The following is a 24,352-nucleotide window of genomic DNA, read 5'->3' as shown; positions in this document are numbered from 1 at the left end:
CCGGTCCGTCAGGCGGACTCCCTGCGTACGAGGTGAGTGTCGAGGATCACCACGGGCTGGCGCAGCTCTTCGCCGTTGATGCGGGCCACCAGAAGCTGCGCCATCTGCCGTCCCATCGCCTCGGTCGGCTGGTGCACCGTGGTCAGCGGCGGGTCGGCGTGCAGCGCCGCCTTGGAGTCGTCGAAGCCGATCACCGCCACGTCGTCGGGGATCCGGCGCCCTTCGGCCTTGAGCACGCGCATCGCGCCCAGCGCCATCGGGTCGGAGGCGGCGAAGACCGCATCGAGATCGGGGTGGGCGCGCAGCAGCTCGGTCATCGCGGCCGCGCCGCTGTGCTCGGAGAAGTCACCGTAGGCCACGAGCTCGGGAAGGCCCGTCGGCAGCAGCGCGTCTCGGTAGCCCGAGAGCCGGTCGACGCCCACACCCATGTCCTGGGAGCCGGCGATCGTGGCGATCGCGGTGCGGCCGAGGCTCAGCAGGTGTTTGACCGCCTGCCTGGCCCCTGCCCTGTTGTCCATGTCCACATAGCTGTAGGGGTCGAGGCCGACGGGGCGGCCGCCCAGCACGGTCGGCACTCCCATCGCCTCCAGCCTGCCCGGCAACGGGTCGGCCCCGTGCAGGGACAGCAGCAGCACGCCGTCGACGTGCTGGCCCGTCAGGTAGTGCTCGAGCCGCGCGTGCTCCTCCGGGGTGCGCGCCATCGCGAGGATGAGCTGCAACCCGGTCTCGGCCAGCGCCGAGCCGATGCCGCGGATCGTGCCCGCGAAGTACGGCTCGTCGAAGACGCGGAACTGGGACTCGGACACCACCAGCGCCACCGTGTCCGTGCGGCGCGTCACCAGGGCGCGCGCCGCACGGTTGGGCACGTAGCCCAGCTCGCGGATCGCCAGCTCGACGGCCTCGCGGGCCTTCGCGCTGACGTTCGGCGAGCCGTTGATGACTCTCGACACCGTGCCCCGGCCCACCCCGGCCCGAGCAGCGACTGCCTCAAGAGTCGGTCGGTTCATAACGCCTATTCTGCCGGATGATCTCCGAGTACCAGAGTGCGCTGTCCTTCAGCACCCGCTCCTGCGTCTCGAAGTCCACCCGAACGAGGCCGAAGCGCTTGCCGTAACCCCAGGCCCACTCGAAGTTGTCCATCAACGACCAGGCGAAATAGCCCTCAAGAGGCACGCCCTTGTCGATGGCCTCCTTGCAGGCGCCCAGATGCGCCTCCACGTACGCCCGGCGCTCCGTGTCGTGGACCCGGCCGTCCTCCAGCACGTCGTCGAAGGCGGCGCCGTTCTCGGAGACCACCATCGGGATCGGCGGGTACTCGCGCGCCACCCTGGTGAGGATCTCCACCAGGCCGCTCTCGTCGATCTCCCAGCCCATCGCCGTCACCGGGCGGCCCCCGCTGACGAACGAGACGTGCTCGCTGCCGACCCACGGCGAGCCCGAGTCGGTGGGCGCCGCGGCCGCCGACTGCCTGCCGCCGGGAGCGCCCGAGACCGTGAAGCGGCTGTAGTAGTTGACCAGCAGCACGTCGATGGGCGCGTTGATGATCTTCATGTCGCCCGGCTGGATGTAGGCGTCCGGCTCGATCGGCAGGTCGGCCAGCACGTCCTCCGGGTAGCGGCCGAGCAGCATGGCGTCCAGGAAGAACCGGTTCTGCAGCCCGTCGATGCGGCGGGCCGCGTCCAGGTCGCGCTCGCTGTCGGTCTCCGGCGTCACCGCGTACAGGTTGACGCAGCCGCCGACCCGGCGGGCGTTCATCGCCTGCACGGCCAGCCCGTGGGCCAGGTTGAGGTGGTGCGCGCCCCTGATCGCGTTCTCCGGCTCGCGGCGGCCGGGGGCGTGCTCGCCCGAGGCGTAGCCGAGGAACGCGGCGCACCATGGTTCGTTGACCGTGCTCCACGTGTGGACGTAGTCCTTGAGCGCATCGTGGACCGCCGCCGCGTACTCGGCGAAGCGGTAGGCGGTGTCGCGGTTGGGCCAGCCGCCCTCGTCCTCCAGCGCCTGGGGCAGGTCCCAGTGGTACAGGGTCAGCCAGGGGTCGATGGAGTGCTTGCGCAGCTCATCGCAGAGCCGCCGGTAGAAGTCGAGGCCCTTCTGGTTGATCCGGCCCGAGCCGGTGGGCTGGATGCGAGGCCAGGAGACCGAGAACCGGTAGGCCGACAGGCCCAGCTGCGCCATGATGGCGACGTCTTCCCGGTAGCGGTGGTAGTGGTCGATGGCCACGTCCGCGTTGTGCCCGTTGAGCACCTTTCCCGGCTTCTTGGTGAAGGTGTCCCAGATGGACGTGCCGCGCCCGTCCTCCGCGACCGCCCCTTCGATCTGGTACGCCGAGGTCGCGGCCCCCCACGCGAAGCCCGCAGGGAAGCGCAGCCCGGAACGCGTCTGTTCCTCTTGTGTCGTCACGCTTTGACCGCACCTTCCATGAGGCCGCCGACGATCTGGCGGCCGAATGCGACGAATACTGCGATGAGCGGAATGATGGACAACGCGGTGCCCGCGAAGATCAACGAGTACTCCGTGGAGTACCTCGCGTTGAGGCCGTTGATCGCGATCTGCACGGTCGGGTTGTCCTGGTTGAGCACGATCAGCGGCCACATGTAGTCGTTCCACATGAGCATGAACGTGTTGATCCCGAGCACGGCCATGCCGGGCCGCACCGCGGGCAGCACGACGTTCCACCAGATGCGCAGCGTGGCGGCGCCGTCCACCCGGGCGGCCTCGACCAGCTCCATCGGCACCGATTGGCGCGTGTACTGCGTCATCAGGAAGACGCCGAACCCGTTGAGCAGGTACGGCAGGATGACCGCCTTGAGCGTGCCCGTCCACTCCAGGCTCACCATGAGCCGGTAGAGCGGCACCACGCCCATCTGCTGCAGCGGCACCGCCATCGTCAGCAGCACCAGCAGCAGCAGCGCGTTCCTGCCGCGGAAGTTCAGGTTGGCGAACGCGAAGCCGGCCAGCGTCGAGATGATGATCACCGAGACGGTGACGACGCTCGCCACGATGAACGAGTTCGTCAGCCCGGCCACGAACTTCGCCTCGGGATGCTGGAGCACCGCGAGGATGTTCTGCCCCAGATTGCCGCCCGGCAGGAACTTCGGCGGCGAGGCCACCGCGTCGGAGTTCGTCCGCGAGGCGATGACCAGCATCCAGTACAGCGGGAACGCCGACAGGAAGATGGCGAGGCCGAGCAGCACCCGCGTCAGGACGGTCGGTTTCCAGATGGTCATCGCGTGCCCCCGATCCTGCGCACGAACGCGAAGTTGATCGCCGCTCCGATGAGGATCAGCAGGAACAGCAGCCAGGCCGCCGCCGAGGCGTAGCCGTAGTCGAACTCACGGAACGCCTCCTTGTAGACGAACATGGCCACCGTCTGGAACTGGCCCTGCGACCCGCCGTCCGGATTGCCGTTGTAGAACGTCATCGGCTCGGAGAACAGCGTCAGGCCGCCGATCGTGGAGTTCAGCACCACGAAGATCATCGTGGGGCGCAGCATCGGCAGCGTGATCTGCCAGAACTGCCGGCGCTGCGAGGCCCCGTCGATCGAGGCGGCCTCGTACAGATCGCGCGGGATCGTCTGCATGCCGGCCAGGAAGATGATCGCGTTGTAGCCGGTCCAGCGCCAGTCGACCATGGTCGCGATCGCGATCCACGACGGAACGCGCTCGGCGCGCCAGTTCAGCGGGTCCACCCCGAACATGCCGAGGATCCAGTTGACCAGGCCCCAGTCGCGGGCGAACAGCTGCGTGAACACCACCGCGACCGCGACCACCGACGTGACCAGCGGCAGCAGCACGCTCATCCGCAGCGCGAGCCGGAACCGCATGCGCTTGTTCAGCGCGTTGGCCAGGAACAGCGCGAGCAGCATCTGGGGGACGGTGGCGATGATGAACATGGCCACGGTGTTGATCGTGGCCCGCCAGAAGTCGTCGTCGCTCAGCAGCGCCGCGTAGTTGCCCAGCCCGGCCCACTCGACGGTGCCGGTCAGGTCGTAGTCGTACAGCGAGTAGTAGAGCGTGAACGCCAGCGGGAAGAACCCGAAGGCGGCGAACAGCAGGAAGTACGGGGACACCAGGACGTACGGCATCGCCTTGACGTCCAGACGGGAACGCCAGCGGCTGCCGGGCGGGCGGGCGCGGCGGTGATTGCTCCGCGTCGCCCGCGGAAGGGGGTCGAGGCTCATAACAGACCTTTCGGCGGCAACAGGCCCGGCCCGCCCCTGAGGCGGGCCGGGCGGGAGATCAGCCCGCGGCCTTCACCGCGTCGTCGACCAGCTGCTGCCAGGCCTTGTCGTACGGGACCGAGCCGTCGTCCACGCCCTGGATGACCGACTCGATGGCGTTCTTGACCTGGGCGTGCTTCACGCCGAGGAAGACCGGCTGGAGGCTGGAGGCGGACTTGGCGAAGATCTCACCGACGGGGGCGTCGTTGAAGAACTCGTTCTTCGCGCCCTGCACCGCCGGGTCCTGCTGCGCCTTCGTGTTGCTCGGCATGTTGCCGAAGTCCTTGAAGACGCTGGCCTGCGTCTCCGCCTGCGTCAGGTAGTCGGCGACCATCGCCGCCTCCTTCGGGTGCTTCGACTGCTTGGGCACGGCCAGCCAGGAGCCGCCCCAGTTGCCGCCGCCGCCCGGCACCGCGGCCACGTCCCACTTGCCCTTGGCGTCCTCACCGGCGTTGTCGCTGACCACGCCGAGCATCCAGGACGGGCAGCCGAGCGTGGCGAACGCGCCCTTCTGGGTGCCCGTCGCCCACTCCTCGGTGAAGTTGCGCAGCTTGGCGGTCAGGCCCTGCTGGCTCAGCTTCGTCGCGAAGTCGAAGGCCGTCTTGACCGCCGGGTTCTTGTCGACGATCAGGTTGTTGTCCTTGTCGAAGTAGGAGACGCCGCCGTTCTTCTCCGCCTCCTGGTACAGCACCACCTGGTACAGCGTGTTGGTGCCGTCGGCCCACTTGGTGTCCTTGACCTTCGACTGGAACTTCTCGCCCACCTTGAGGTAGTCGTCCCAGGTCGGCCAGAGCGCGCTGACCTCGTCGCGGTCGCTCGGCAGGCCGGCCTTCTCGAACAGGTCCTTGCGGTAGCACAGGCTCATGCCGCCGACGTCGGTGCCCAGCGCGAACAGCTTGCCGTCGGCGGTGACGCCGTTCTCCCACTTCCAGGCGGGGTAGTCGGCCTTGCGCGACTCCAGGCCGTACTCCTTCAGGTCCGCCCACCACTCGCTGCGCGCCTTGGCCAGGCCCATGCCGCCCTCGTCGATGCCGACCACGTCACCCGCGCCGCTGCCGGCCTGGAGCCACTGGATCATCTGCGGCCAGTACTGCTGCTCGAACTGGTCGGTCAGGTTCTCGTACTGGATCTGGATGTCCTTGTGCTCGGCGTTCCACTTGTCGACGGCGTTCTTGTAGCCGAAGTTGCTGCCGCCGCCGAACGTCTGCAGGCGGATGGTGATCGGCCCCGAGGCTGAGGAGGATGCCGAGGCGCCGCTCTGCTCTGCGGTGCCGCCGGAACCGCACGACGCGACGGCGAGCGCCGCCGCGGTCAGCGCCGAGGCCGCGGCCAGGGTGCCGCGACGCTTCCTGATCATCATGGTGGAGCCCTTCTGGGGGTGATTGGTGTGAGGGCACCGCGACATGCGCTCTGCCGCGGTGGAACTTTTGGGAGCGCTCCCACAAAGGGTGCACTTGCGTGGGTGGCCCGTCAATGCTGCGAAACGTAACCGTTACCAATGGGGCGGTTTGGAAGAATGAAACCGGATTTATGGGGATATACTGCGCAAAGAGCTGATTGGGAGCGCTCCCATCACAAGAGGCATCTTTTGTGTCGCATCGGGGCATGTCTCCCCCGCTCGAGCGCCGGTCGGATCGCCCCGTGGCCAGGGGGCGGCCGGGCCGGCGCGGGGAGCGGCCGGGGCGGGGTGTGCTCGGCGAGGGTGCGCCGCGCCGGATGGCCGCTCGAGGCGCGCTCGGGCGGCGTGGGAGTGTTCATCGCTCCCACCGGCCCTGCGCTCTGCCTCTGTGCCGCCGTGTGGGCGACCGAGTTGCGGCGAGGCTGGGTGTCGCCCGCCGCGGGGGTGAGCCGCGTTTCCGGCGAGGCTCCGCCTGTGCGCCTTCCATCCGTCCCTGCCGAAGCTGCTGAGCTGGGGCTCGGCGGGCGGATGAGCGCGAAGGCCGGCGTGTGCCGGCGAAGGGGGGCCGCGTCGAGCGGGTGGGCGGATCTCGCCGCCGAGCAGCGCACCGTGTCGCGGCTGTACGGCGTTCCGTTCTCAGAAATCTACAACGTAAAGGCGCTGTGAAGGGACAGCTCGCCGGAGTCCGTGCGGGGTGGGTGCCATCATGGGGCGGCACTGATGAGCAGGGGAGTGAGATGTTGCATCTGCTGTTGCTGCGTTACACGGGCTCGGAGGAGGCGGCCGGGCCGTACGTCGCCGCCCACGTCGAGTTCCTGGAGCGGCACCATCGCGCGGGCGTGTTCCTGGCCTCCGGGCAGACGGTGCCCACGTCCGTGGGCGGGGCGATCGTGGTGTGCGGGGTCGATCGCGAGGAGGCCGAACGGATCGCGGCGGAGGACCCGTTCGTGGTGGCCGGGGTGGCCGCGTACACGATCACCACGATCGACGTGGGGCGGGCGCACCCGGTGCTCGCCGAGATGCTCGGAGCGCGGGCCGTCGGCTGAGACGGTGGTCCGCCGAGGTCTCAGGTGAAGCGCCGTCCGCCGGCCGGGCGGCCTCCGCCTGCCGCGGCGCGGCCGGCCCGCGGCCGATGAGCCGGCCGTACCGGGCGGCCTTTCCCGGTGGACGGCCCCGTCACGGCCACGGCGGAGGCTCGGAGAGGTCCCGCAGCGCCTCGCGGGCGTTGTGACCCGCACCGGCGGAGACCTCCCTGCCGTCGCGGTCGCGGGCGACGGCCAGCACCAGCCCTTCGGCCGGGTTGTGGGTGAGCGTGATCGTGTGGCCGCCGACCAGCAGCGCGTCGGCGGCGGACGGGCGTTCGGGGCCCTCCTTGCCGAGCAGGACGTGCGCGCCGACCAGGCCGGCGACGGGCTTGCGGTGCCGTCCGAGCACCACCGGCTCGCTGTACGGGTCGGCGACCTGGCGGACGAGGTCGCCCAGCTTGGACCGCGCGGTGGACAGCCCCACGAGCGGCAGGCCGGTCAGCACCCCGCCCACCTTGGACAGCGGCACGAGCGCGGCCCACTCGCAGCGCTCGCGGATGATCATGACGGTCCGGCCGCTCTTCGCCTCCTCGATGAGCCCGCCCCAGCGGGTGCGGGCGTCCTCGACCGTGATGGGCACTCCCAGCATCGACACCAGCTCGTCGTACGACGGCCGCTCACCATGGATCACCGAAGCATCGTAAGCTCAGGTGATGTCCAATGTGATCACATCGGATTGACCGGCCCAACCGTGCCGGGTCGCCGACCCGGGTGGGGCAAACCAATGTGATCACATTAGATTGATTGCGGGAGAGCAGGGACCTGTACTTCGCGGTGTGGGCGCTCGCCCTGGTGGCCGAGCACGCCGTGCGGATCGGGCTGGGCGTGGCGCTGCTCGCCGCCGTGCATCCGCTGCTTCCGCTGCTGCTCGGAGCGGCCGTGCTGCCCTCGCTGCTGGTACGCGGCTACGCCGCCGCACGCATCGACGCCGCCACTGAGCAGACCGCCGAGACCGCCCGCCTGGAGCTGAGCCTGTCGGAGACGGCCACGTCCGCGGTCGCCGACCGCCGCGCTGGACGCCCCGTCCGGGAGCGCGGTCTTCGCCCGGTACGCCGAGGCGGCGAAGTGCCATCCAGGAGCCGTCACGCTGCTGATCACCCACCGCTTCCCGACGGTGCGGATGGCGGACCTCATCGTCGTACTCGACGGCGGCCGGATCGTGCAGTGCGGCACGCATGACGACCTCGTCGCGGTCCCGGGGCTCTACGCCGAGCTTGACGCCGTCCAGCGCCGGGCGTTCGAGAGCCCTGCATGACGAAACGCGCACCCCGGTGATGGGGCACGCGTTCTGCCGTCACGAAGAAGGTGGGAGCACCCGCCGGTGGGAGTGCGTCAGGAGGCGTACTCGGGGTAGCCGTAGCCGACGACCTGCGACTTGGGCCGGACCCGCTCCTCGACCTTGCCGTTGCCGGTGTTGCCCTCGATGGTGGTGATGGTGCCGTCGCGGTTGTCCTTGACGACGAAGCCGACGTGCTGGATGTCCTTCAGCGCCTTGCCGCCCTTCCAGGAGAAGAACACCACGGCGCCGGGCTTGGCCTCGTGGCCGAAGCGCTTGTTGGCGGCGAACCACTTGGCGTGGGCGACGGTCCAGGCGTCCCAGCCGACCTGCGGGCGGGCGCCGGTCTTCTCGCCGACCCAGGAGACGAACATCGAGCACCAGGCGGCGTTCAGGTAAGCGGTACGGCTGCCGCCGTCGCGGGCGACGGTCTCGGCCGCGCGCTGGGAGTTGGCGTACCACTGCTGGTACGGGGTGCCGCCGCCCTTGGCGTTCTCGGAGGTGCCGATCTGCGACCTGGCGACCGCGAGCACCTGGTCGGCGGTGACGTTGATCTTCGTCTCGTCCCGCTCGCCCGCCTTGTGGGCGGAGCGGGCGGTGTCCGGGTGCTTCGCGGCGGTGGCCGCGGCGACGGCGATCGAGGTGTCGGCGTGGGCCGCGGTGGGGACGCCGAGGGCCGAGGCCAGGACGCCGGCGCCGAGCACGGCGCGGGCAATGGTGTTCTTCGAGACAGCGGTAAGACGGTGCTTGGCCATCGAGGGGATTACTCCTTGCTTCCATGCCGCTTACCGGGTTAGCTGACGGGTTCGGGCGTGGAAGCTGCCCTACGGCACCGAAGTGCCGATTCACCCCAAAGGACGTGGGTCCCCGGTTCCGCACGTGGCGGATTCAGCGGTCACAGGACAAACCTGTGATCTTTCGTGCGATGGTCTGACATAGCCGGACAAACCGGACGTATGCCTTAAGATGCCCCATAAGGTAATACACGAGGCAAGAGGATTACAAATCCATAAAAGTAAAGTCAGCCGAGCTGACTGCGAGCCTCGGCCAGAAGCCCCATCATGGCAAGGGATTCGTCAAGAGGCATGATCGAGGATTCGGTCCTGCCTTCGGCCGTGGCGGCGCGGACTTCGCGGAGCTCTCCGGCGTAACCGTTGTCCGCCGGATTGAGCACGTGCTCCTCCGGCTCCATCGACGGCCCGGAGAGCACGATCCGCTGCGGTGCCCAGAACGGCGCCTGGATGTCCGCGCGCATCTGAGTACCCACAACGCTGGCCTGGTTCGGGTAATTCCCGAGCAATGAGGTCGCCACGAGAGCGTGCTTGCCGCCGGGGTAGAGCAAGACGCCGGCCGCCTCCGCGTCAACGCCGTTCGGGGCGAGCTTACCGGTGACGTGCAGGCCGGTGGGCATGCCGAGCAGGAGCTGGGCCAGCCCGAACGGGTAGATCCCCAGATCGAGCAGGGCTCCGCCGCCCAGCTCCGGCGCCCACAGCCGGTGTGCGGGGTCGTACGGGTGGGCGAAGCCGAAGCTGGCCTGCACCGACCGGATCTCGCCGAAGCGCGGGTCGTCCTTGATCAGCTGGATGAGCGGGTTGAAGCGCATCCACATCGCTTCCATCAGGAAGACCCCCGCCTCGCGGGCCAGGCGCACCATCTTCTCGGCGTCGTCCACGGTCGCGGCCAGCGGTTTCTCGCACAGCACCGCCTTGCCCGCCGCGATGGCGGCCTCGGCCACCCGCAGGTGCTGGGCGTGCGGGGTGGCGACGTAGACGGCGTCCACCGCCGGGTCCGCGCACAGCTGTTCGTAGGAGCCGTACGCCGACTCGGCGCCCAGCTCCGCCGCCAGGGCCTGCGCCCTGTCCAGGCTTCTCGATCCGACGGCGGCCACCCGCATGCCGGGTTCCGCCACGATCACCTTGCCCACGGTACGGGCGATGCCGCCGGTGGCGGCTATTCCCCAAGTGAAATCTCGCACGCCGGCGATCGTATACGGAAGGTAAAAACGCTTAAATGGCGGGTGGTGCCGGAAATATCAGAAATGTCCGGCAGTCACATCCGTCACATTCACACCCCGTGGAATGTGCCGGGGTCGGGCCCGAGTCGCTGCCCCCTGCTCATCGCACTGATGGCCGCGAGGTCCTCGTCGTCGAGGAAGAAGCCGAAGACGTCGATGTTCTCGGCGATCCTGGCCGGCGTGATCGACTTCGGGATCACCACGTTGCCGATCTGGAGGTGCCAGCGCAGCACGATCTGCGCGGGCGTCTTACAGTGCTTGTCGGCCAGCACCCGCAGCGCCGGGTCGTCGAGCAGCCCCCTGCCCTGGCCGAGCGGGCTCCACGCCTCGGTGAGTATGCCGTTGGCCTCGTGGAACTCCCGCATCTGGCGCTGCTGGAAGTACGGGTGAAGCTCGATCTGGTTGATCGAGGGGACGATGTCGGCCTCGTTCATGAGCCGGGTGAGCGTCTCGACCGTGAAGTTGGACACGCCGATGGCCTTGGCCCGGCCGTCCCGGTAGATCCTCTCCATGGCCTTCCACGCCTGCACGTACTTGTCGTGCTGGGGCATCGGCCAGTGAATGAGGTAAAGGTCGACGTAGTCGAGGCCGAGCCGGGCCAGCGACTCCTCGAAGGCGGCCTCGGCGCGGTGGTGCTGGCCGTTGGCCAGCTTCGTGGTCACGAACACCTTCTCGCGGGGCAGCCCGCTGGCGCGCACCGCGCGTCCCACGCCCTCCTCGTTGCCGTAGGCGGCGGCGGTGTCGATGTGCCGGTAGCCGGCCTTGAGCGCGGTCAGGACCGCCTGCTCGGCCTCTTCGGCCGGTACCTGCCAGACGCCGTACCCGAGCTGCGGGATCTGCACGCCGTCCGTGTTGAGCATGAGCGAGTTCATACCCTCCATTGTTCACGTCGCGTTTCTGGCGGCTTAAGGCGGTGGGGCTAGCTTGAAGCGGTCGTGAACGGCCCATCACCCGGGAGGGCAGGAGTGGTCGAACAGGCGTCGGCCTGGGTGGAGTCCCCGCTCCAGATGCTGTGCGCCGTCGAGGCCCACCATGCCGGGCTGCTCGGCCCGGCCACCGCCATCGTGCCGCGCGCCGGCCTGCGCCCGCTCAAGGCGACCAGGCGCGAGCTGCGCTCCATGGCGCTGCCCGAGGGCCTGGAGCTGGCCGAGCCGCGTGAGCGCATGCCGCGCCACGTGCAGGCCGTGGGCGACGCCTTCTCCGGCAAGGTGCAGCTGCGCTGGCTGCTGTCCAGACCGGGCCGCGTCGTGGTGGTCGACGACGGGCTGGCCACGCTGCGGCTGCTCGAACTGCTCGCCGGAGGCCCGTTCCGGCCGCTGCTGCGCGCCCGCGCAGCGCCGGGGCCGCTGCGCAGGGCACTCGGCCTGGCCGCGGCCGTCCGGCTGCGCCTCAGCGACGTGTCGATCTTCACAGCGCTGCCCGTGGACGACGCGCTCGCCGAGGCCGTACGCCGCGCCGGCGTGCACCTCGTACACCACGAGTTCGCCTGGCTGCGCGCCCAGCCGCCGAGCGCCGAGTGCCCGGCCGAGCGTACGGTGGTGCTCGGCACCGCGCTCGTGCGCAACGGCCTCGTCCGCCGCGACCACTACCTGCGCTGGCTGACCGACCTGGCCGCGCGCGAGCCCCTGGCCTACTACCCGCACCGCCGCGAGGACCCCGTGGACGTCGCGCTGATCCGGGAGCGCCCCGGGATCACCGTCCACGACGCCGGCGTGCCCGCCGAGCTGACGCTGCGCGGCCTCGGTGCCGGCCAGCGCGTGCTCAGCCTCCCCTCGACCGCGATCACGTCGCTGCGCGTGCTGCTCAGCCCGCGCGGCGTCGCCGTCGAGCCGGTGGACGTTCCCGATGACTGGTGGACCAGCAGGGCGGCGCCCGCCCTGCGCTCGCATTTGACAGGAGTTCCCGGGTGAGAGTGCTGGCCGTCGCCGACTCCGACTCGTATCTGAAGTGGGCGGCCTGCCTGCTCGGCGATCTGCCATCGGAGTGCGCGACGGAGGTGGTCGTGGTGCGCACGCCGATCGCTCCCTCGCCCGAGCAGATCGCCGCCGCAGTGGGCGATCTGCCCGCGCCGCCGGTGCTGTCGGCGCGGTCGGTGCGGCGGCTGGCCGAGCGCACCCGGCCGGACGCGATCCTCGTGGCCTGCACGGGCCCGGTGGTGGACGTGCTGGTCGCCGACGTGCTCGACGGGCTGAAGCCGCGCCCGGTGTTCGTCTCCGGGCTGCCCGGCATCTCGGTGCCGGCCACCGAGAAGGCGTGGACGTTCCGCAGCGGCTGCGACCTGTTCGTGGTGCACAGCGAACGCGAGGTCGCCGAGTTCTCCGAGATCGCCGCGAGGCTCGGCGGCGGCGGCGCGGTGGGACTGGCCAGGCTGCCGTTCCTGCGGCCCCAGCGGGGCGCCGGCGGCGGCGACCGGGTGGTGTTCGCCACCCAGGCCAAGGTGCCGCGCCGGCGCGACCAGCGCGAGCAGATCCTGCGGTCGCTGGCCGCGCTGGCCGCCGTCCGGCCGGACCTGGAGGTCGTGGTCAAGCTGCGCGCCCTGGAGGGCGAGCGGCAGACGCACAACGAGCGGCTGCCGTACCAGCGGCTGTGGCGGGAGATGGGGGAGCCGGGGCGGCTGGCGTTCGCGGCCGGGTCGATGCGCGAGCACCTGGAGCAGGCGGCCGGGTTCGTCACGGTCAGCTCGACGGCGGCGCTGGAGGCCATCGCGATGGGTGTGCCGTCGCTGGTGCTCGGCGACTTCGGGGTGAGCGCCGAGATGATCAACCTGGTGTTCGAGGGCAGCGGCCTGCTGGGCACGCTCGACGACCTGGCGCAGGGCCGCTTCCGCACGGCATCGCCCGATTGGTGCGCGGCCAATTACTTCCACCCCGCAGATCGCGACGACTGGGCGCGGCGGCTGTCGGAACTGGTGGAGTCGGGGCCGCGCACGCCCGCCGTGTCGCTGCTCGACGGGCCTGAGCACGCGGCGGCGCGGCGCAGGGCCAGGCTCAGGGTGGAGGTGCCGCCCAAGATGCTGCGGGTCGGCTACCTGGCCAAGCGCCGCGTGCGCCGCTATCTCAAAGCGCTGACCTGAACTTCCTGCGGATCCTGGTGAGCGCGCCCGGCCGGGTCTGCTGCTTCGGCGGCGGAGGCTCGGCCAGGCCCAGCGCCTCCAGCCGGCGGCGCTTGAAGTAGCGCGGGTCGAACGCGGTGCCCTCGTCCGGCCGCAGGCCGGGATAGGCGTCGGACTGCATGCAGTAGCCCACCGCGCGCACCAGGGCCGGCAGGTCCGTCTCCGGCGGCGGCTCGACGCCGCCGTCCGCCGACAGGCGCGGCAGCAGCGCGTCCACGATGGTGGCGGGGATCCTGTTGCTGTTCTCGTACGGGGTCAGCCGCTCCAGCACCAGGTCCGTCCCGTACGAGGCGACCCGGAGCCCGAAGTAGCGCCACGCGGTGACCAGGGCCGTGGAGAAGCAGCCCACGACCAGCTCGGGCCGCAGCGCGGAGAAGCACACCTCGGCGGGCACGCTCTCCCCGGCCACCTCCAGCCGCACGCCCGCGGCCTTCGCGGCGGCCCGCAGGAGCCGGGCGTGGCGGCGTCCGGCGGCCGGGTGCGGCTTGAAGACGACGTGGGCGTGGCCGCGGGCGGCCAGCGCCTTGAGCATCGTCTCGTGCAGCCCGGCCTCCTCCTCCGGCGTGACGATCTCCAGCGCCGACAGGTACTGGCCCAGGATGACCGCCTGCCCCGGCCGGGGGACCGGCGCCTGGGCACGCGTGAAGACCGCCACCTCGTCCACGACCGCGAGGAAACGCTCGGCGGGCAAGGCCTCGGGGGCGACGCCGTACTCGCTGAGCAGCAGCGGCGCCAGCCCCGGCACCAGGTCCAGATGGAGCAGCCGGGTGATGCGGCGGAAGATCTCGGCGGGCAGCGGGTCGCGGGTGGGGCCGTAGCTCATCAGCCCGTCGGAGTAGACGGTGATCGGGCAGTCGCGCACCAGCCCGGCGATCGTCCGCGCGGGCGGCACCGCGATCGACTCCAGCACCAGCTCCGTCACGCCGTCCAGCCCCCAGTGGGCGCCGATGAGGCGCTCCAGCATCGGCACCTCGATGACGCGGGCCCGCCAGTCCGACGGGTGCAGCGGGGCGATCAGCTCGTTCCACGAGCGCACCTCGTGGAAGCGGGAGCGCAGCGCGGCGAAGCCGGGCGTCTCGTCCAGCGGCGTCGCCACCTCGGGCACCGCCGCGTTCGTCGAGACGATCAGCAGCCTGCGGCCGTCGTCTCCGAAGCGGCCGTCGTCGATGGCCGCCGCCAGCGACATCGCCCCGAACAGCGTCGAGGCGTAGAAGACCTGCACGTCACCTCTCCTCACGGTCGCGGCGGACCCCGGCGCGCGCTCCCGATGACGCGGGCAGGCCGGGCAGCAGGTCACGCAGGGCGGCCTCGCGCTCGGCGGTCATGCCCGCCAGCGACTCGGCCACCATCTCCCGCGGCAGCGTGGCCAGCATGTCCCTGCCGCGCTCCGCGAAACGGGCGCGCAGCTCCGGCGTGAACCGGTCGCCGATGGTCAGGTGGTGGGCGAGCAGCGCGCAGAAGTTGCGCACCGCCTTGGGCAGGAACTCCGGCTCCAGGTCCTTCAGCACCAGCTCGAAGGCGTCGAAGAAGTGCAGCTGGCGCTCGTCGCCCGCCTGGGTGAGCGAGCCCGGCACCATGCGCCGGTAGAACACGCCGGCCAGCGACACCACCGCGAACGAGGCGGCCTCGCGGTGCAGCCGCCAGATCCACGGCCGGTCCTCGGCGGTGTGCAGCGAGCCGGGGAAGTGCAGCAGATCGCCGAGCGAGCGCCGGTAGACGCCCGCCCAGGCGTACGGGTAGTCCACCATCGTGCGCACCCCGGCGGGCAGGATCGCCTCGCGGGGGTCGAGCACCACGCCCCGTCGCGCCAGCGGGGCGCGGTGCACGACCCGCTTGCGGCCCTCCGCCTGCACATGGTCGGTGCGCACGAAGTCGCAGCCGAGCCCGTCGATCGCCGCGACGAGCCGTGCCAGGTGGCCGGGGGCGAGCCAGTCGTCGCCGTCCATGAACGTGACGTACCGGCCGGACGCCGCCGCCAGGCCCGCGTTGCGCGCGTCCGCAAGACCCACCGGCGTGGGATGGCGCAGCACGGTCAGCCCCGGCAGGTCACCGGCGAAACCGCCGATGATGTCCGCCGTGGCGTCGGCGGACCCGTCGTCCACGACGATGAACTCGAAGCCGGGGGCCGCGTTGCGGCACAGGGAGGCCAGCGCGTCGGCGATGTGGCGCTCGCCGTCCCGCACCGGCACGACGACCGAAAGCGTGGTCAAAGCGGCTGGTCTCCAGGGGGTGGGGGAGCGGGCTCAGACGGTCACCCGGCGCAGGCGGGCCTTGGGCGCCTCCTCGCCGGGGAAGACGCGCTTGACGCCGTCGCCCAGGGCCTGCTCGATGATGCGGATGTCGCGTACCAGGTGCTCGAGCCCGGCCGGCTCCAGCGAGGCCGCGTGGTCGGAGCCCCACATCGTCCGGTCGAGCGTGATGTGCCGCTCCACGCAGACCGCGCCCAGGGTGACCGCGGCCAGCGAGATCTGCAGGCCGCGCTCGTGGCCCGAGTAGCCGACCGGCACGCCGTAACGCTCCTTGAGCGTGGTGATCGTGCGCAGGTTCGCCTCCTCAGGCGGCAGCGGGTACGTGGAGGTCGCGTGCATCATGATCAGCTTCTCGGTGCCGAGGATCTCCACGGCCGCGTCGATCTCCTCCAGCGTGGACATGCCGGTCGACAGGATGATCGGCTTGCCGGTCGCCGCCAGCGCACGCAGCAGCTCGTGGTCGGCGACGCCGGCCGATGCCACCTTGTGCACCAGGACGTTCATCTCCTCGAGGAACTCCACCGACGGCACGTCCCACGGCGAGGCGAACCAGTGCAGGCCCCGCTCGTCGCAGTACTCGGCGATCTGCGTGTACTCGTCGCGGCCGAACTCGGTGCGCTCCTTGTACTCCAGGTACGTCATCTCGCCCCACGGCGTCTGCCGGATCTGCCCCTTCTGCTCCTCGGGCACGCAGATCGACGGGGTGCGTTTCTGAAACTTGACCGCCTGGCAGCCCGCGTCGGCGGCCACGTCGATGAGCCGCCTGGCGATGTCGAGGTCGCCGTTGTGGTTGATGCCGATCTCGCCGATCACGTACACCGGCTGCCCGTCGCCCACCAGCACGTCACCGATCGCGACCGGCTCGGGGCGCGGACGCACGCTCGCTCCAGCGACGACCGGCGAGACGGCCGACGCGACGACCGGCGCGACGACCGGCTGCGTGGCGGCGGCGGGCCGGGCGGCGACGGGCTGCTCCGGGCGGGCCGCCAGCACCCGGTCGCACAACTCGCGCACCGCGCCCGACCCGCCCGGCCTGGTCAGCACCACGCGGGCGGCGGCACGCACCCTCGGGTGCGCGTCGGGCGTCGCGACCGGCCAGCCGACCTCCGCCATCGGGCCCAGGTCGTTGACGTCGTTGCCGACGTACGCCACCCGCGCGGGGTCGAGGTTCTCGATCCTCAGCCAGTCGCGCAGCACCGTGCGCTTGTCGGCCAGGCCCTGCAGCACCGGCACGCCCAGCTTGCGGGCGCGGGCGGTCACCACCGGGTTCTGTTCGGTGGACATGACCAGCACCTTCACACCCGACCGCGTCAGCAGCGAGACGCCCATCCCGTCGGAGCGGCTGACCAGCACCATCTCGCGGCCATCGGAGTCGACGTAGGCGCGGTCGTCGGTGTGCACGCCGTCGAAGTCGGTGATGACGCAGTCCACGTCGATCGGCTCGGGCTCGTCGATGAACGGCGCGAGCGCCCTGACCAGCTCCAGGTCCTCGGGCTCGTCGATCTCGATGGCGTGCCGCGACGGCACCGGCTGCACCGCGATCCTGCCGAAGAAGCGATGGCCGTGCGCGCGCAGGCCGGAGGCGCGCATCACGTAGAAGGCGCCGTTCTCGCGGAACTGCGGCTCGCGATCCTGCCGGCGCGGGCGGAACGCCGGATCGTGGTTGACACCGGCGCCGGTGGCCGTCCACAGGAACTCGTGCGTGGGCAGCCCGGACACGACCGAGTCGGCCTCGCCGTCGAGCACCTTGCGCACCGCCGCCGACAGGTCGGCCGGGTCGATGAACGCGCTCGTGCACTGCACGAGCACCACCACCTCGGGGTCTTCGCCGAGCGTGTCGAGCGCGTGCAGCACCGCGGACTCGCTGGAGGCGGTGTCGCCGCTCAGCTCGGCGGGCCGCTCCACCACGAGCGCGCCCGCCTGCCTGGCGGTCTCGGCGATCCCGTCGTGATCGGTGCTCACCACCACCTGGTCGATCAGCTCGGCGCGCCGGCAGGCCCGCACGGCCCTGGTGACCAGCGGCACGCCCCCGACCAGGGCGAGGTTCTTCAGGGGTACGCCCGCCGAACCTCCGCGGGCGGGAACTACGGCCAGGACTCGCAAGGTGTCTCCTCAGTGCATCGGATTGCACCCAGAAGCTAGAGGCCGGTGTTGAACGGCCAGCGTCACCGTCCTGAACTCTGCGTGGGGATCCGGTAGAGCAACTCTGGCCTGCCCACCCCGCCGTACTGCGGGATGCGGGCCGCCACGCCCAGGTCCACCAGGTATTCGAGGTAGCGCCGCGCGGTCACCCTGGAGATGCCGATCGCGTCCGCCACCGCCTGCGCGCTCATCCCCGCGGGCCGCTCGCGCAGCTGCGCGGCCACCGCGTCGAGGGTGTCCTGCGCCATGCCCTTCGGCAGCTCGGCCGCGGTGCCCCGCAGGGTGCCGAGCACCCGGTCCACGTCGCCCTGGCCGACCGCGAGCCCGGCCTCCTCCTTGAAGCGGGCGTAGCGGGTCAGCCGCTCGGCCAGCGCCGCGAACGTGAACGGCTTGAGCAGGTACTGCACGATGCCCAGCGACACCGCGGAGCGCACCATGGCGAGGTCGCGCGCCGAGGTCACCGCGATGACGTCGCACAGCAGCCCGGCCGCGCGCACCGCCCGGCACACCTCAAGGCCGTGCATGTCGGGCAGGTAGAGGTCGAGCAGGATGAGGTCCACCGGCCTGCGGCGCAGGAAGCGCAGCGCCTCGCCGCCCGACCTGACCACCCCGGCCACCTCGAAGCCGGGCACCCGCTCCACGTAGATGCGGTTGGCCTCGGCGGTGATCTCCTCGTCCTCGACCACCAGCACGGTGATGGGCCCGCCGCCCGGTTGCGCGGTCACGACACCGGCTCCTTGCGCGGTGCGGGCAGACGTACGGTGAAGACCGAGCCGTCCACCTCGATCGTGCCGCCGAGCCGCCGCACCGCCTGGCCCACCAGCGCCAGGCCGAGGCCGTGGCCGTCGCCCTTGGTCGTCCAGCCCTTCTCGAACGCGGCCCTGTCGGTCAGCCCCGGCCCGTCGTCGGCCACCCTGATGAGCACGCCGCGCTCGTCGCCGCTGATGTGCACGTCGACCCGGTTCGCCGCGTCGATGGCGTTGTCGATGAGGTTGCCGACGATCGTGACCAGGTCGCGCGGGTCGAGACCCAGGTCGTCCAGCTCGCTGTCCTCGCTGATCACCAGCTCGCTGTCCTCGCTGATCACCAGCTCGGAGCCGCGCTCGGCCGCCTCTGCGCTCTTGCCCAGCAGCAGCGCCGCCAGCACGGGCTCGCGCACCGAGCCCACCACCCGGTCGGTCAGCTCCTGCGCCGCCCGCAGCTCCGCCGTGCCCAGCGCGATCGCCTGCTCGGTGCGGCCCAGCTCCACCAGCGTGATCACAGTGTGCAGCCGGTTGGCGGCCTCGTGCGCGGCCGAGCGCAGCGACTCGGCGAAGCCGCGTTCGGCGTCGAGCTGGCCGGACAGCGCCTGCAGCTCGGTGTGGTCGCGTACGGTGACGACCGTGCCGAGCCTGCTGGCCGCGCTGTTGACCGCGAGCACCCGGTCACCGGCGAGGTGGATGCGCTCTTCGGTGTCGGCCACCATCTCCGCCAGGCCCAGCTCGGCCACATGCTTGCCTTCGGCGTCGGCGGGCAGGCCGAGCAGCTGCCTGGCCGCGTCGTTGCACAGGGTCAGCATGCCGTCCCTGCCGACCAGCAGCAGCCCCTCCCTGACCGCGTGCAGGACGGCGTCGTGGTGCTCGTGGATGCGGCCCAGCTCCACCGGGCCCAGGCCGTGCGTCTGGCGGCGCAGCCGGGCGGTCACCAGCCAGGTGCCCGCCGCGCCGAGCCCGAGCGCGAGCGCCACGATGAGGCCGCCCCAGGCGAGCTGCTCGCGCAGCCTGGCGTCGATGCGGTCGATGGTGATGCCGGCGCTGACCAGCGCCCGTACCCGGCCGTCCGCCACGACGGGCGTCACCGCCCGCTTCGACGGGCCCAGCGTGCCGGTGTAGGTCTCGGTGAACGTCTGGCCGCGCAGCGCGGGCTCGATGTGGCCGAGGAAGCGCCGGCCGATCTCCGCCGGGTTCGGGTGGGTGTAGCGGGTGCCGTCGGTACGCATGATCGTGATGAAGTCGACGCCCGTCGCGGCGCGGACGCGCTCGGCGTACGGCTGCAGCCGCGCCGTCGGGTCGGGCTCGTCGAGCGCGGCCAGCACGTCGGGCGAGGCCGCCACGCTGACCGCCACCGCCCGCGCCGTGCCGCCCGCCTCCTCGGTGAGCAGCCGGTGCGCCTGCACCAGCGCGAGCGTCGCGCCGCCCGCCGCCGTGACGGTCACCACGAGCAGCTGCAGCACCAGCATCTGGCCGGCCAGGCTCCAGCGCCGCATGCTCCACCCTCCCCGTGAACGAAACTTACGCAATGGTGACCTGCATCACTCGTGAGGCGCATAGTCGCACGGAGAGAAACCCGCTCCCAAACCGCCGGAGAACCCCCCTATGCGCGATCGCACCCGTTATCTCTATCTGGCCGTCGTCGTGGCGGTCCTGCTCGGCATCGTCGTCGGCTTCGTCGCGCCCGACCTCGCCGTCCAGCTGAAACCCATCGGCACGGGCTTCGTCTCGCTGATCCAGATGGTGATCGGGCCGGTCATCTTCTGCACGATCGTGCTCGGCATCGGCTCGGTACGCCAGGCGGCCAAGGTCGGCAAGGTCGGCGGGCTCGCGCTCGGCTACTTCATCGCCATGTCCACGGTGGCGCTGATCATCGGCCTGGTGGTCGGCAACGTCATCGACCCCGGCTCCGGCCTGCAGCTCACCGACGCGGCCAGGGAGCGGGCCGAGGCGGAGGCGGCCAAGGGCGCCGAGGCGAGCATGGTGGACTTCCTGCTCGGCATCATCCCGAAGACGCTGGTCTCGGCGCTCACCGAGGGCTCGGTGCTGCAGGCGCTGCTCGTCGCGCTGCTGACCGGGTTCGCGCTGCAGGCCATGGGCCGCAAGGGCGAGCCGATCCTGCGCGGCATCGAGCACTTCCAGCGGCTGGTCTTCCGCATCCTCGCCATGATCATGTGGGCGGCGCCGGTGGGCGCGTTCGGCGCGATCGCGGCCGTCGTCGGCGACACCGGCATCGAGGCGCTCAAGAGCCTGGCCATCATCATGATCGCCTTCTACGTCACCTGCGTGCTGTTCGTCGGCGTCGTGCTCGGCGCGATCCTGTGGCTGGTCGCCAGGATCAACCTGTGGTCGCTGCTGCGCTACCTGGGCAGGGAGTTCCTGCTGATCCTGTCCACCTCGTCGTCGGAGACGGCCCTGCCGCGGCTCATCGCCAAGATGGAGCACCTCGGGGTGAGCAGGACGGTGGCCGGCATCACCGTGCCGACCGGCTACTCCTTCAACCTCGACGGCACCGCCATCTACCTCACCATGGCCACGCTGTTCATCGCCACGGCCACCGGGTCGCCGCTGGGCTTCGGCGAGCAGGTCACGCTGCTGCTGTTCATGATGATCGCCTCCAAGGGCGCGGCGGGCGTCACCGGCGCCGGCCTGGCCACGCTGGCCGGCGGCCTGCAGGCGCACCGGCCCGAGCTGGTGGACGGCGTGGGCCTCATCGTCGGCATCGACCGGTTCATGTCCGAGGCCAGGGCGCTGACGAACTTCGCGGGCAACGCCGTGGCCGCCGTGCTCATCGGCACCTGGACCGGCGAGTTCGACAGGGAGCGCGCGGGACGCGTGCTCGCCGGGCAGGCGCCGTTCGACGAGGCCACCCTGCTCGACGACGGCGATGACAGCGGTGACGAGGATCCCCGCGAACCCGCCAAGGAGCTGTCGCCCGCCTGACATCGCGCCCGCGTCTTCCGCCGCTCGTCCGCCTGACACGGCGCCTGCGCCTCCCGCCGCTCGCCCGGCCGGGAGGCGCGGCGCTTTCGCCGTGCGGGCGGTCATGCTATCGGGAGGCGCAGCACGAAGCGGGCGCCTCCCGGACGGTCCTCGACGCGGATGGTGCCGCCGTGGGCGATCGCCACGTCGCGCGCGATGGCGAGGCCCAGCCCGGTGCCGCCCGCGTCGCGGCTGCGGGCCGCGTCGAGGCGGGTGAACCGCTCGAAGATGCGATCGCGGTCGTGCGGGGCGATCTCGACGCCGTCGTTCTCCACGGCCAGTACCACCATGGCGTGGCTCTCGGCGCCGTTGTCCCGGCGCGGCACTCTGCCGCGCTCCTCGCGCACGGTGACGAGGACCATGGTCTCGGCGTGCCGCTGGGCGTTGTCCAGCAGGTTCGTCAGCAACCTGGAGAGCTGCAGCCGGACGCCCTCGACGTACGCGCCGTCCGCCAGGTCCACTTCGACGGGGATCTTGTCGCCGCGGGTGGCCAGCTCCTGGCGTACCAGGCAGGACAGGTCGAGGCGCTCCCTGACGATGTCCACCCGCGAGCCGATCCTGGCGAGCAGCAGCAGGTCGGAGATGATGGCCTCCAGCCGGTCGGTGTCGCGCAGCGCGCTCTCCACCAGGGCCTCCAGGTCGGTGTCCTCCGGGTAGAGCTGGGCGCTCTCCAGCTGGGCGCGCAGCCCGGCGATGGGGGTGCGCAGCTCGTGCGAGGCGTCGGAGGCGAACTGGCGCTGCTGCTCGGCGGAGCGTTCGAGCCGGGCCAGCGTGCCGTTGATGGAGCGGGCGAGCTGGGCCACCTCGTCCTCGCCGGGCGGCTGGGTGACGCGGCGGCTCAGGTCGCCGGCGTGCACGCGGTCGAGCTCGGCGCGCATGGTGGCGACGGGCCGCAGCGCCCGGCCGGTGACCAGCCACGTGGACCAGGCGGCCAGGGCGATGAGCATGGTGACCTCTATCGCCACGACGATCTCCAGGGTGCGTGTCTGCAGCACGTCGGGCGAGCTGCGGCCGGCGTAGACGATGGGGGAGTCGGGGGAGACCGACACCCGCACCGCCGAGACGTGGATGCATTCGGTGGGCAGGCAGTTCGTGGTGTTGATGACGCGGTCGGCGGGCGTGGGCCGGATGTCGCTGAGCGGCGGCAGGGTCCTCGCGCCGTCGCTGGCGCCCAGCAGCAGCCCTTCGGCGCTCACCACCTGGACGAGGTCGACGGTCGGGTTGGGCACCGGGATGGCGGCGCCCAGAGGCAGGACGCCGCCGCGCAGCTCGAACGCGATCCGCTCGGCGGTGTCCTGCGTGTCGTTGAAGACTCCCTCGGCGACCAGCGTCTTGGTGACGACGATCCCGGCGATGGCAACGGGGATGAGCACGAGGGCGGCTATGGCCGTCGCGATGAGAGTGAAGCGTCCCCGCAGGGATCTGGCCCACCAGGGTGCCATCCCCTGAGGCTACCGAGGGTAAATGCAGCGATTTGTCCGCTATGTGCCGGGTAAGGGAAAAGATTCGGCAAGTGCAGCGGTTCGGTCAGCGCTGCAGCCACACGGTGGTGTCCGGGGGGACCGCGCCGTCGTCCGCCAGCGGGCCGCTGGACAGCAGCACCTCGCCGCCCAGGTCGAGGCGTACCGGCTCGTCTCCGGTGTTGAGCACCACGACCAGGCCGGGATCGCGCTCGATCACCAGCACGTCCTCAGAGGGGGAGTCGAGCCACGTCAGCGTGCCGCCGCCGAGCGCCGGGTGCCGCTTGCGCAGCCGCAGCGCGGCGCGGTAGAGGTTCAGCGTCGAATCCGGGTCGTCCTCCTGCGCCTCGGCCGACAGCGCCGCCCACTCCGGCGGGATCGGCAGCCACGGGTCGCGCCAGCCGAGCCCCTCCGACGACGTCCACGGCAGTGGCACCCGGCAGCCGTCGCGGCTCTCGCCGCGCCGCAGGAACGCCGGGTCCTGGCGCAGCTCGTCGGGGATGTCGAGCACCTCGGGCAGGCCCAGCTCCTCGCCGTTGTAGAGGTAGGCGGAGCCGGGCAGCGCCAGCATGAGCAGGGTGGCCGCGCGGGCGCGGGCCAGGGAGCCGTGGCGGGTGACGTGGCGCGGCTTGTCGTGGTTGGACAGCACCCACGTGGTGGGCGCGCCGACCAGCTCGGCCTCCTTCAGCGACTTCTCGATGACCGAACGGAACGACTTGGCGTGGAAGTCGGCCATCATGAACTCGAAGTTGAACGCCTGGTGCAGCTCGTCGGGCCCGACGTACCGGGCCAGCCGCTCGGGCGAGGACACCCACGCCTCGGCCACCGCCATGCGCCCGCCGGGGTAGGAGTCGAGGATCGGCCGCCACTCGCGGTAGATGTCGTGCACGCCGTCCTGGTCGAAGTACGGCACCTGCTCGTCGCCGAGCATCTCGGCCTGCGGGCCGTCCTTCTGCCCCACGTCGGGCAGGCCCTCGGCCTTGATCATGCCGTGCGCCACGTCGATGCGGAAGCCGTCCACGCCCCGGTCCAGCCAGAAGCGCAGGATGTCGCGGAACTCGGCCCGCACCTCGGGGTTCTCCCAGTTGAGGTCGGGCTGCTCGGGGGCGAACAGGTGGAGGTACCACTGCCCGTCCTCGACCTGGGTCCAGGCGGAGCCGCCGAAGATGGACTCCCAGTCGTTCGGCCGGTCGCGGAAGATGTAGCGGTCGCGCCGCTCGCCGCGCAGCGCCTGCTGGAACCAGGGGTGCCGGTCGGAGGAGTGGTTCGGCACCAGGTCCACGATGACCCTGATGCCCTTGGCGTGCGCGTCGGCGACCAGCGCGTCGAAGTCGGCGAGCGTGCCGAACATCGGGTCCACGTTCCGGTAGTCGGCCACGTCGTAGCCGCCGTCGGCCATCGGCGAGGTGTAGAACGGGCTCAGCCAGATGGCGTCCACGCCCAGCTCGGACAGGTAATCGAGGCGCTGGCGCACGCCCTCGAGATCCCCCATGCCATCGCCGTTGGCGTCGGCGAAGCTGCGGGGGTAGACCTGGTACACGACGGCGTCCCGCCACCAGTCGTCGTTGCCGAGCATGTGCGTCCTTCCCGGGAGGGTCCGGATGTCCGGTGTGGTTCTGGTGAAGGATGTCCGATTCACCGCACGAAGGTCAAGTGCAAGTTTCC

Annotated in this window: 21 protein-coding genes and 1 riboswitch; of the genes, 5 read left to right on the top strand and 16 right to left on the bottom strand. The window is 71.0% G+C overall.

What is annotated here, in order from left to right; genetic code table 11:
* Nucleotides 1–8: 8 nt before the first annotated feature.
* The 5 genes from WBK31_RS20605 to WBK31_RS20585 are packed head-to-tail and all read right to left on the bottom strand — an operon-like array spanning nucleotide 9 to nucleotide 5,579.
* Nucleotides 9–1,007 (bottom strand): LacI family DNA-binding transcriptional regulator, encoded by a 999-nt coding sequence (locus WBK31_RS20605; RefSeq protein ID WP_364054023.1) that lies wholly within the window; start codon nucleotides 1,005–1,007, stop codon nucleotides 9–11.
* Complete coding sequence (locus tag WBK31_RS20600) at nucleotides 988–2,400, bottom strand: GH1 family beta-glucosidase (RefSeq protein ID WP_364054020.1); 1,413 nt, start codon at nucleotides 2,398–2,400, stop codon at nucleotides 988–990. Before WBK31_RS20600 ends, WBK31_RS20605 begins: the two co-directional genes overlap by 20 nt.
* The gene (locus tag WBK31_RS20595) at nucleotides 2,397–3,227 is read right to left on the bottom strand and encodes a carbohydrate ABC transporter permease (protein ID WP_364054017.1); all 831 of its coding nucleotides are present in this window, start codon (nucleotides 3,225–3,227) and stop codon (nucleotides 2,397–2,399) included. Before WBK31_RS20595 ends, WBK31_RS20600 begins: the two co-directional genes overlap by 4 nt.
* The gene (locus tag WBK31_RS20590) at nucleotides 3,224–4,180 is read right to left on the bottom strand and encodes a sugar ABC transporter permease (protein ID WP_364054014.1); all 957 of its coding nucleotides are present in this window, start codon (nucleotides 4,178–4,180) and stop codon (nucleotides 3,224–3,226) included. The genes WBK31_RS20595 and WBK31_RS20590 overlap by 4 nt, the downstream gene beginning before the upstream one ends.
* A gap of 58 nt (nucleotides 4,181–4,238) precedes the next feature.
* Complete coding sequence (locus WBK31_RS20585) at nucleotides 4,239–5,579, bottom strand: extracellular solute-binding protein (RefSeq protein ID WP_364054011.1); 1,341 nt, start codon at nucleotides 5,577–5,579, stop codon at nucleotides 4,239–4,241.
* Nucleotides 5,580–6,355: 776 nt separating this feature from the next.
* Here WBK31_RS20585 and WBK31_RS20580 point away from each other — a divergent pair.
* Nucleotides 6,356–6,664: a YciI family protein gene (locus WBK31_RS20580; RefSeq protein ID WP_406672981.1), complete on the top strand. Its 309-nt coding sequence runs from the start codon at nucleotides 6,356–6,358 to the stop codon at nucleotides 6,662–6,664.
* 130 nt (nucleotides 6,665–6,794) lie between these two features.
* On the opposite strand, the gene WBK31_RS20575 is transcribed toward WBK31_RS20580, so the two are convergent.
* The gene (locus WBK31_RS20575) at nucleotides 6,795–7,334 is read right to left on the bottom strand and encodes a hypothetical protein (RefSeq protein WP_406672980.1); all 540 of its coding nucleotides are present in this window, start codon (nucleotides 7,332–7,334) and stop codon (nucleotides 6,795–6,797) included.
* A 113-nt stretch (nucleotides 7,335–7,447) separates the two neighbouring features.
* Here WBK31_RS20575 and WBK31_RS20570 point away from each other — a divergent pair, with 113 nt between their 5' ends.
* The gene (locus WBK31_RS20570) at nucleotides 7,448–7,882 is read left to right on the top strand and encodes a hypothetical protein (protein WP_406672979.1); all 435 of its coding nucleotides are present in this window, start codon (nucleotides 7,448–7,450) and stop codon (nucleotides 7,880–7,882) included.
* Between the two features lie 153 nt (nucleotides 7,883–8,035).
* Here the strand turns inward: WBK31_RS20570 and WBK31_RS20565 are convergent, their stop codons facing one another.
* The 3 genes from WBK31_RS20565 to WBK31_RS20555 all read right to left on the bottom strand — a co-directional run bounded on the left by WBK31_RS20565 (nucleotide 8,036) and on the right by WBK31_RS20555 (nucleotide 10,865).
* Nucleotides 8,036–8,734, bottom strand: a complete 699-nt coding sequence (locus WBK31_RS20565; RefSeq protein WP_364054001.1) for a CHAP domain-containing protein — start codon at nucleotides 8,732–8,734, stop codon at nucleotides 8,036–8,038.
* A 12-nt stretch (nucleotides 8,735–8,746) separates the two neighbouring features.
* A riboswitch (cyclic di-AMP (ydaO/yuaA leader) is annotated at nucleotides 8,747–8,883 on the bottom strand.
* A 117-nt stretch (nucleotides 8,884–9,000) separates the two neighbouring features.
* Complete coding sequence (locus WBK31_RS20560; RefSeq protein WP_406672978.1) at nucleotides 9,001–9,954, bottom strand: Gfo/Idh/MocA family protein; 954 nt, start codon at nucleotides 9,952–9,954, stop codon at nucleotides 9,001–9,003.
* Nucleotides 9,955–10,043: 89 nt separating this feature from the next.
* Complete coding sequence (locus WBK31_RS20555) at nucleotides 10,044–10,865, bottom strand: aldo/keto reductase (protein ID WP_406675430.1); 822 nt, start codon at nucleotides 10,863–10,865, stop codon at nucleotides 10,044–10,046.
* A 93-nt stretch (nucleotides 10,866–10,958) separates the two neighbouring features.
* On the opposite strand from WBK31_RS20555, the gene WBK31_RS20550 reads away from it, so the two are divergent.
* Nucleotides 10,959–11,903 carry a hypothetical protein gene (locus WBK31_RS20550; RefSeq protein WP_364053992.1) on the top strand — a complete coding sequence of 315 codons (945 nt, stop codon included), beginning with the start codon at nucleotides 10,959–10,961 and terminating at the stop codon, nucleotides 11,901–11,903.
* Entirely contained in the window at nucleotides 11,900–13,066 is a 1,167-nt protein-coding gene (locus WBK31_RS20545) for a DUF6716 putative glycosyltransferase (RefSeq protein ID WP_406675429.1), read from the top strand. The genes WBK31_RS20550 and WBK31_RS20545 overlap by 4 nt, the downstream gene beginning before the upstream one ends.
* Here the strand turns inward: WBK31_RS20545 and WBK31_RS20540 are convergent.
* From WBK31_RS20540 to WBK31_RS20520, 5 genes are all read right to left on the bottom strand, one after another.
* Nucleotides 13,050–14,327 carry a polysialyltransferase family glycosyltransferase gene (locus WBK31_RS20540; RefSeq protein WP_378788014.1) on the bottom strand — a complete coding sequence of 426 codons (1,278 nt, stop codon included), beginning with the start codon at nucleotides 14,325–14,327 and terminating at the stop codon, nucleotides 13,050–13,052. The genes WBK31_RS20545 and WBK31_RS20540 overlap by 17 nt on opposite strands.
* Before the next feature lies 1 nt (nucleotide 14,328).
* Entirely contained in the window at nucleotides 14,329–15,315 is a 987-nt protein-coding gene (locus tag WBK31_RS20535) for a glycosyltransferase family 2 protein (RefSeq protein ID WP_364053983.1), read from the bottom strand.
* A gap of 33 nt (nucleotides 15,316–15,348) precedes the next feature.
* Nucleotides 15,349–17,457, bottom strand: coding sequence for an N-acetylneuraminate synthase family protein (locus WBK31_RS20530; protein ID WP_406675428.1), 2,109 nt, complete (start codon nucleotides 17,455–17,457; stop codon nucleotides 15,349–15,351).
* Between the two features lie 62 nt (nucleotides 17,458–17,519).
* The gene (locus WBK31_RS20525; protein WP_364053977.1) at nucleotides 17,520–18,221 is read right to left on the bottom strand and encodes a response regulator; all 702 of its coding nucleotides are present in this window, start codon (nucleotides 18,219–18,221) and stop codon (nucleotides 17,520–17,522) included.
* Complete coding sequence (locus WBK31_RS20520) at nucleotides 18,218–19,741, bottom strand: ATP-binding protein (protein ID WP_406675427.1); 1,524 nt, start codon at nucleotides 19,739–19,741, stop codon at nucleotides 18,218–18,220. Before WBK31_RS20520 ends, WBK31_RS20525 begins: the two co-directional genes overlap by 4 nt.
* Before the next feature lie 109 nt (nucleotides 19,742–19,850).
* Between WBK31_RS20520 and WBK31_RS20515 the strand changes: the two genes are divergently transcribed.
* Complete coding sequence (locus WBK31_RS20515) at nucleotides 19,851–21,188, top strand: cation:dicarboxylate symporter family transporter (protein WP_364053971.1); 1,338 nt, start codon at nucleotides 19,851–19,853, stop codon at nucleotides 21,186–21,188.
* A gap of 101 nt (nucleotides 21,189–21,289) precedes the next feature.
* Here WBK31_RS20515 and WBK31_RS20510 read toward each other — a convergent pair whose 3' ends face one another.
* Together WBK31_RS20510 and WBK31_RS20505 are read right to left on the bottom strand one after the other, a co-directional pair.
* Complete coding sequence (locus tag WBK31_RS20510; protein ID WP_406675426.1) at nucleotides 21,290–22,669, bottom strand: sensor histidine kinase; 1,380 nt, start codon at nucleotides 22,667–22,669, stop codon at nucleotides 21,290–21,292.
* A gap of 85 nt (nucleotides 22,670–22,754) precedes the next feature.
* Nucleotides 22,755–24,263: a glycoside hydrolase family 13 protein gene (locus WBK31_RS20505; protein ID WP_364053965.1), complete on the bottom strand. Its 1,509-nt coding sequence runs from the start codon at nucleotides 24,261–24,263 to the stop codon at nucleotides 22,755–22,757.
* Nucleotides 24,264–24,352 lie beyond the last annotated feature (89 nt).

This window comes from Nonomuraea sp. N2-4H (assembly GCF_045291505.1).
In the GTDB taxonomy this organism is placed as follows: Bacteria; Actinomycetota; Actinomycetes; order Streptosporangiales; family Streptosporangiaceae; genus Nonomuraea; species Nonomuraea fastidiosa.
The sequence above is the reverse complement of the archived record's forward strand: the minus strand, read 5'-3'. Positions and strand labels throughout refer to the sequence as shown.

Coding starts and splice junctions, on each gene's coding strand:
- WBK31_RS20565 (WP_364054001.1), bottom strand. CDS start 8,734: ATGGCCAAGCACCGTCTTACCGCTGTCTCGAAGAACACCATTGCCCGC.
- WBK31_RS20555 (WP_406675430.1), bottom strand. CDS start 10,865: ATGAACTCGCTCATGCTCAACACGGACGGCGTGCAGATCCCGCAGCTC.
- WBK31_RS20505 (WP_364053965.1), bottom strand. CDS start 24,263: ATGCTCGGCAACGACGACTGGTGGCGGGACGCCGTCGTGTACCAGGTC.
- WBK31_RS20520 (WP_406675427.1), bottom strand. CDS start 19,741: ATGCGGCGCTGGAGCCTGGCCGGCCAGATGCTGGTGCTGCAGCTGCTC.
- WBK31_RS20580 (WP_406672981.1), top strand. CDS start 6,356: ATGTTGCATCTGCTGTTGCTGCGTTACACGGGCTCGGAGGAGGCGGCC.
- WBK31_RS20585 (WP_364054011.1), bottom strand. CDS start 5,579: ATGATGATCAGGAAGCGTCGCGGCACCCTGGCCGCGGCCTCGGCGCTG.
- WBK31_RS20510 (WP_406675426.1), bottom strand. CDS start 22,669: ATGGCACCCTGGTGGGCCAGATCCCTGCGGGGACGCTTCACTCTCATC.
- WBK31_RS20590 (WP_364054014.1), bottom strand. CDS start 4,180: ATGAGCCTCGACCCCCTTCCGCGGGCGACGCGGAGCAATCACCGCCGC.
- WBK31_RS20515 (WP_364053971.1), top strand. CDS start 19,851: ATGCGCGATCGCACCCGTTATCTCTATCTGGCCGTCGTCGTGGCGGTC.
- WBK31_RS20605 (WP_364054023.1), bottom strand. CDS start 1,007: ATGAACCGACCGACTCTTGAGGCAGTCGCTGCTCGGGCCGGGGTGGGC.
- WBK31_RS20595 (WP_364054017.1), bottom strand. CDS start 3,227: ATGACCATCTGGAAACCGACCGTCCTGACGCGGGTGCTGCTCGGCCTC.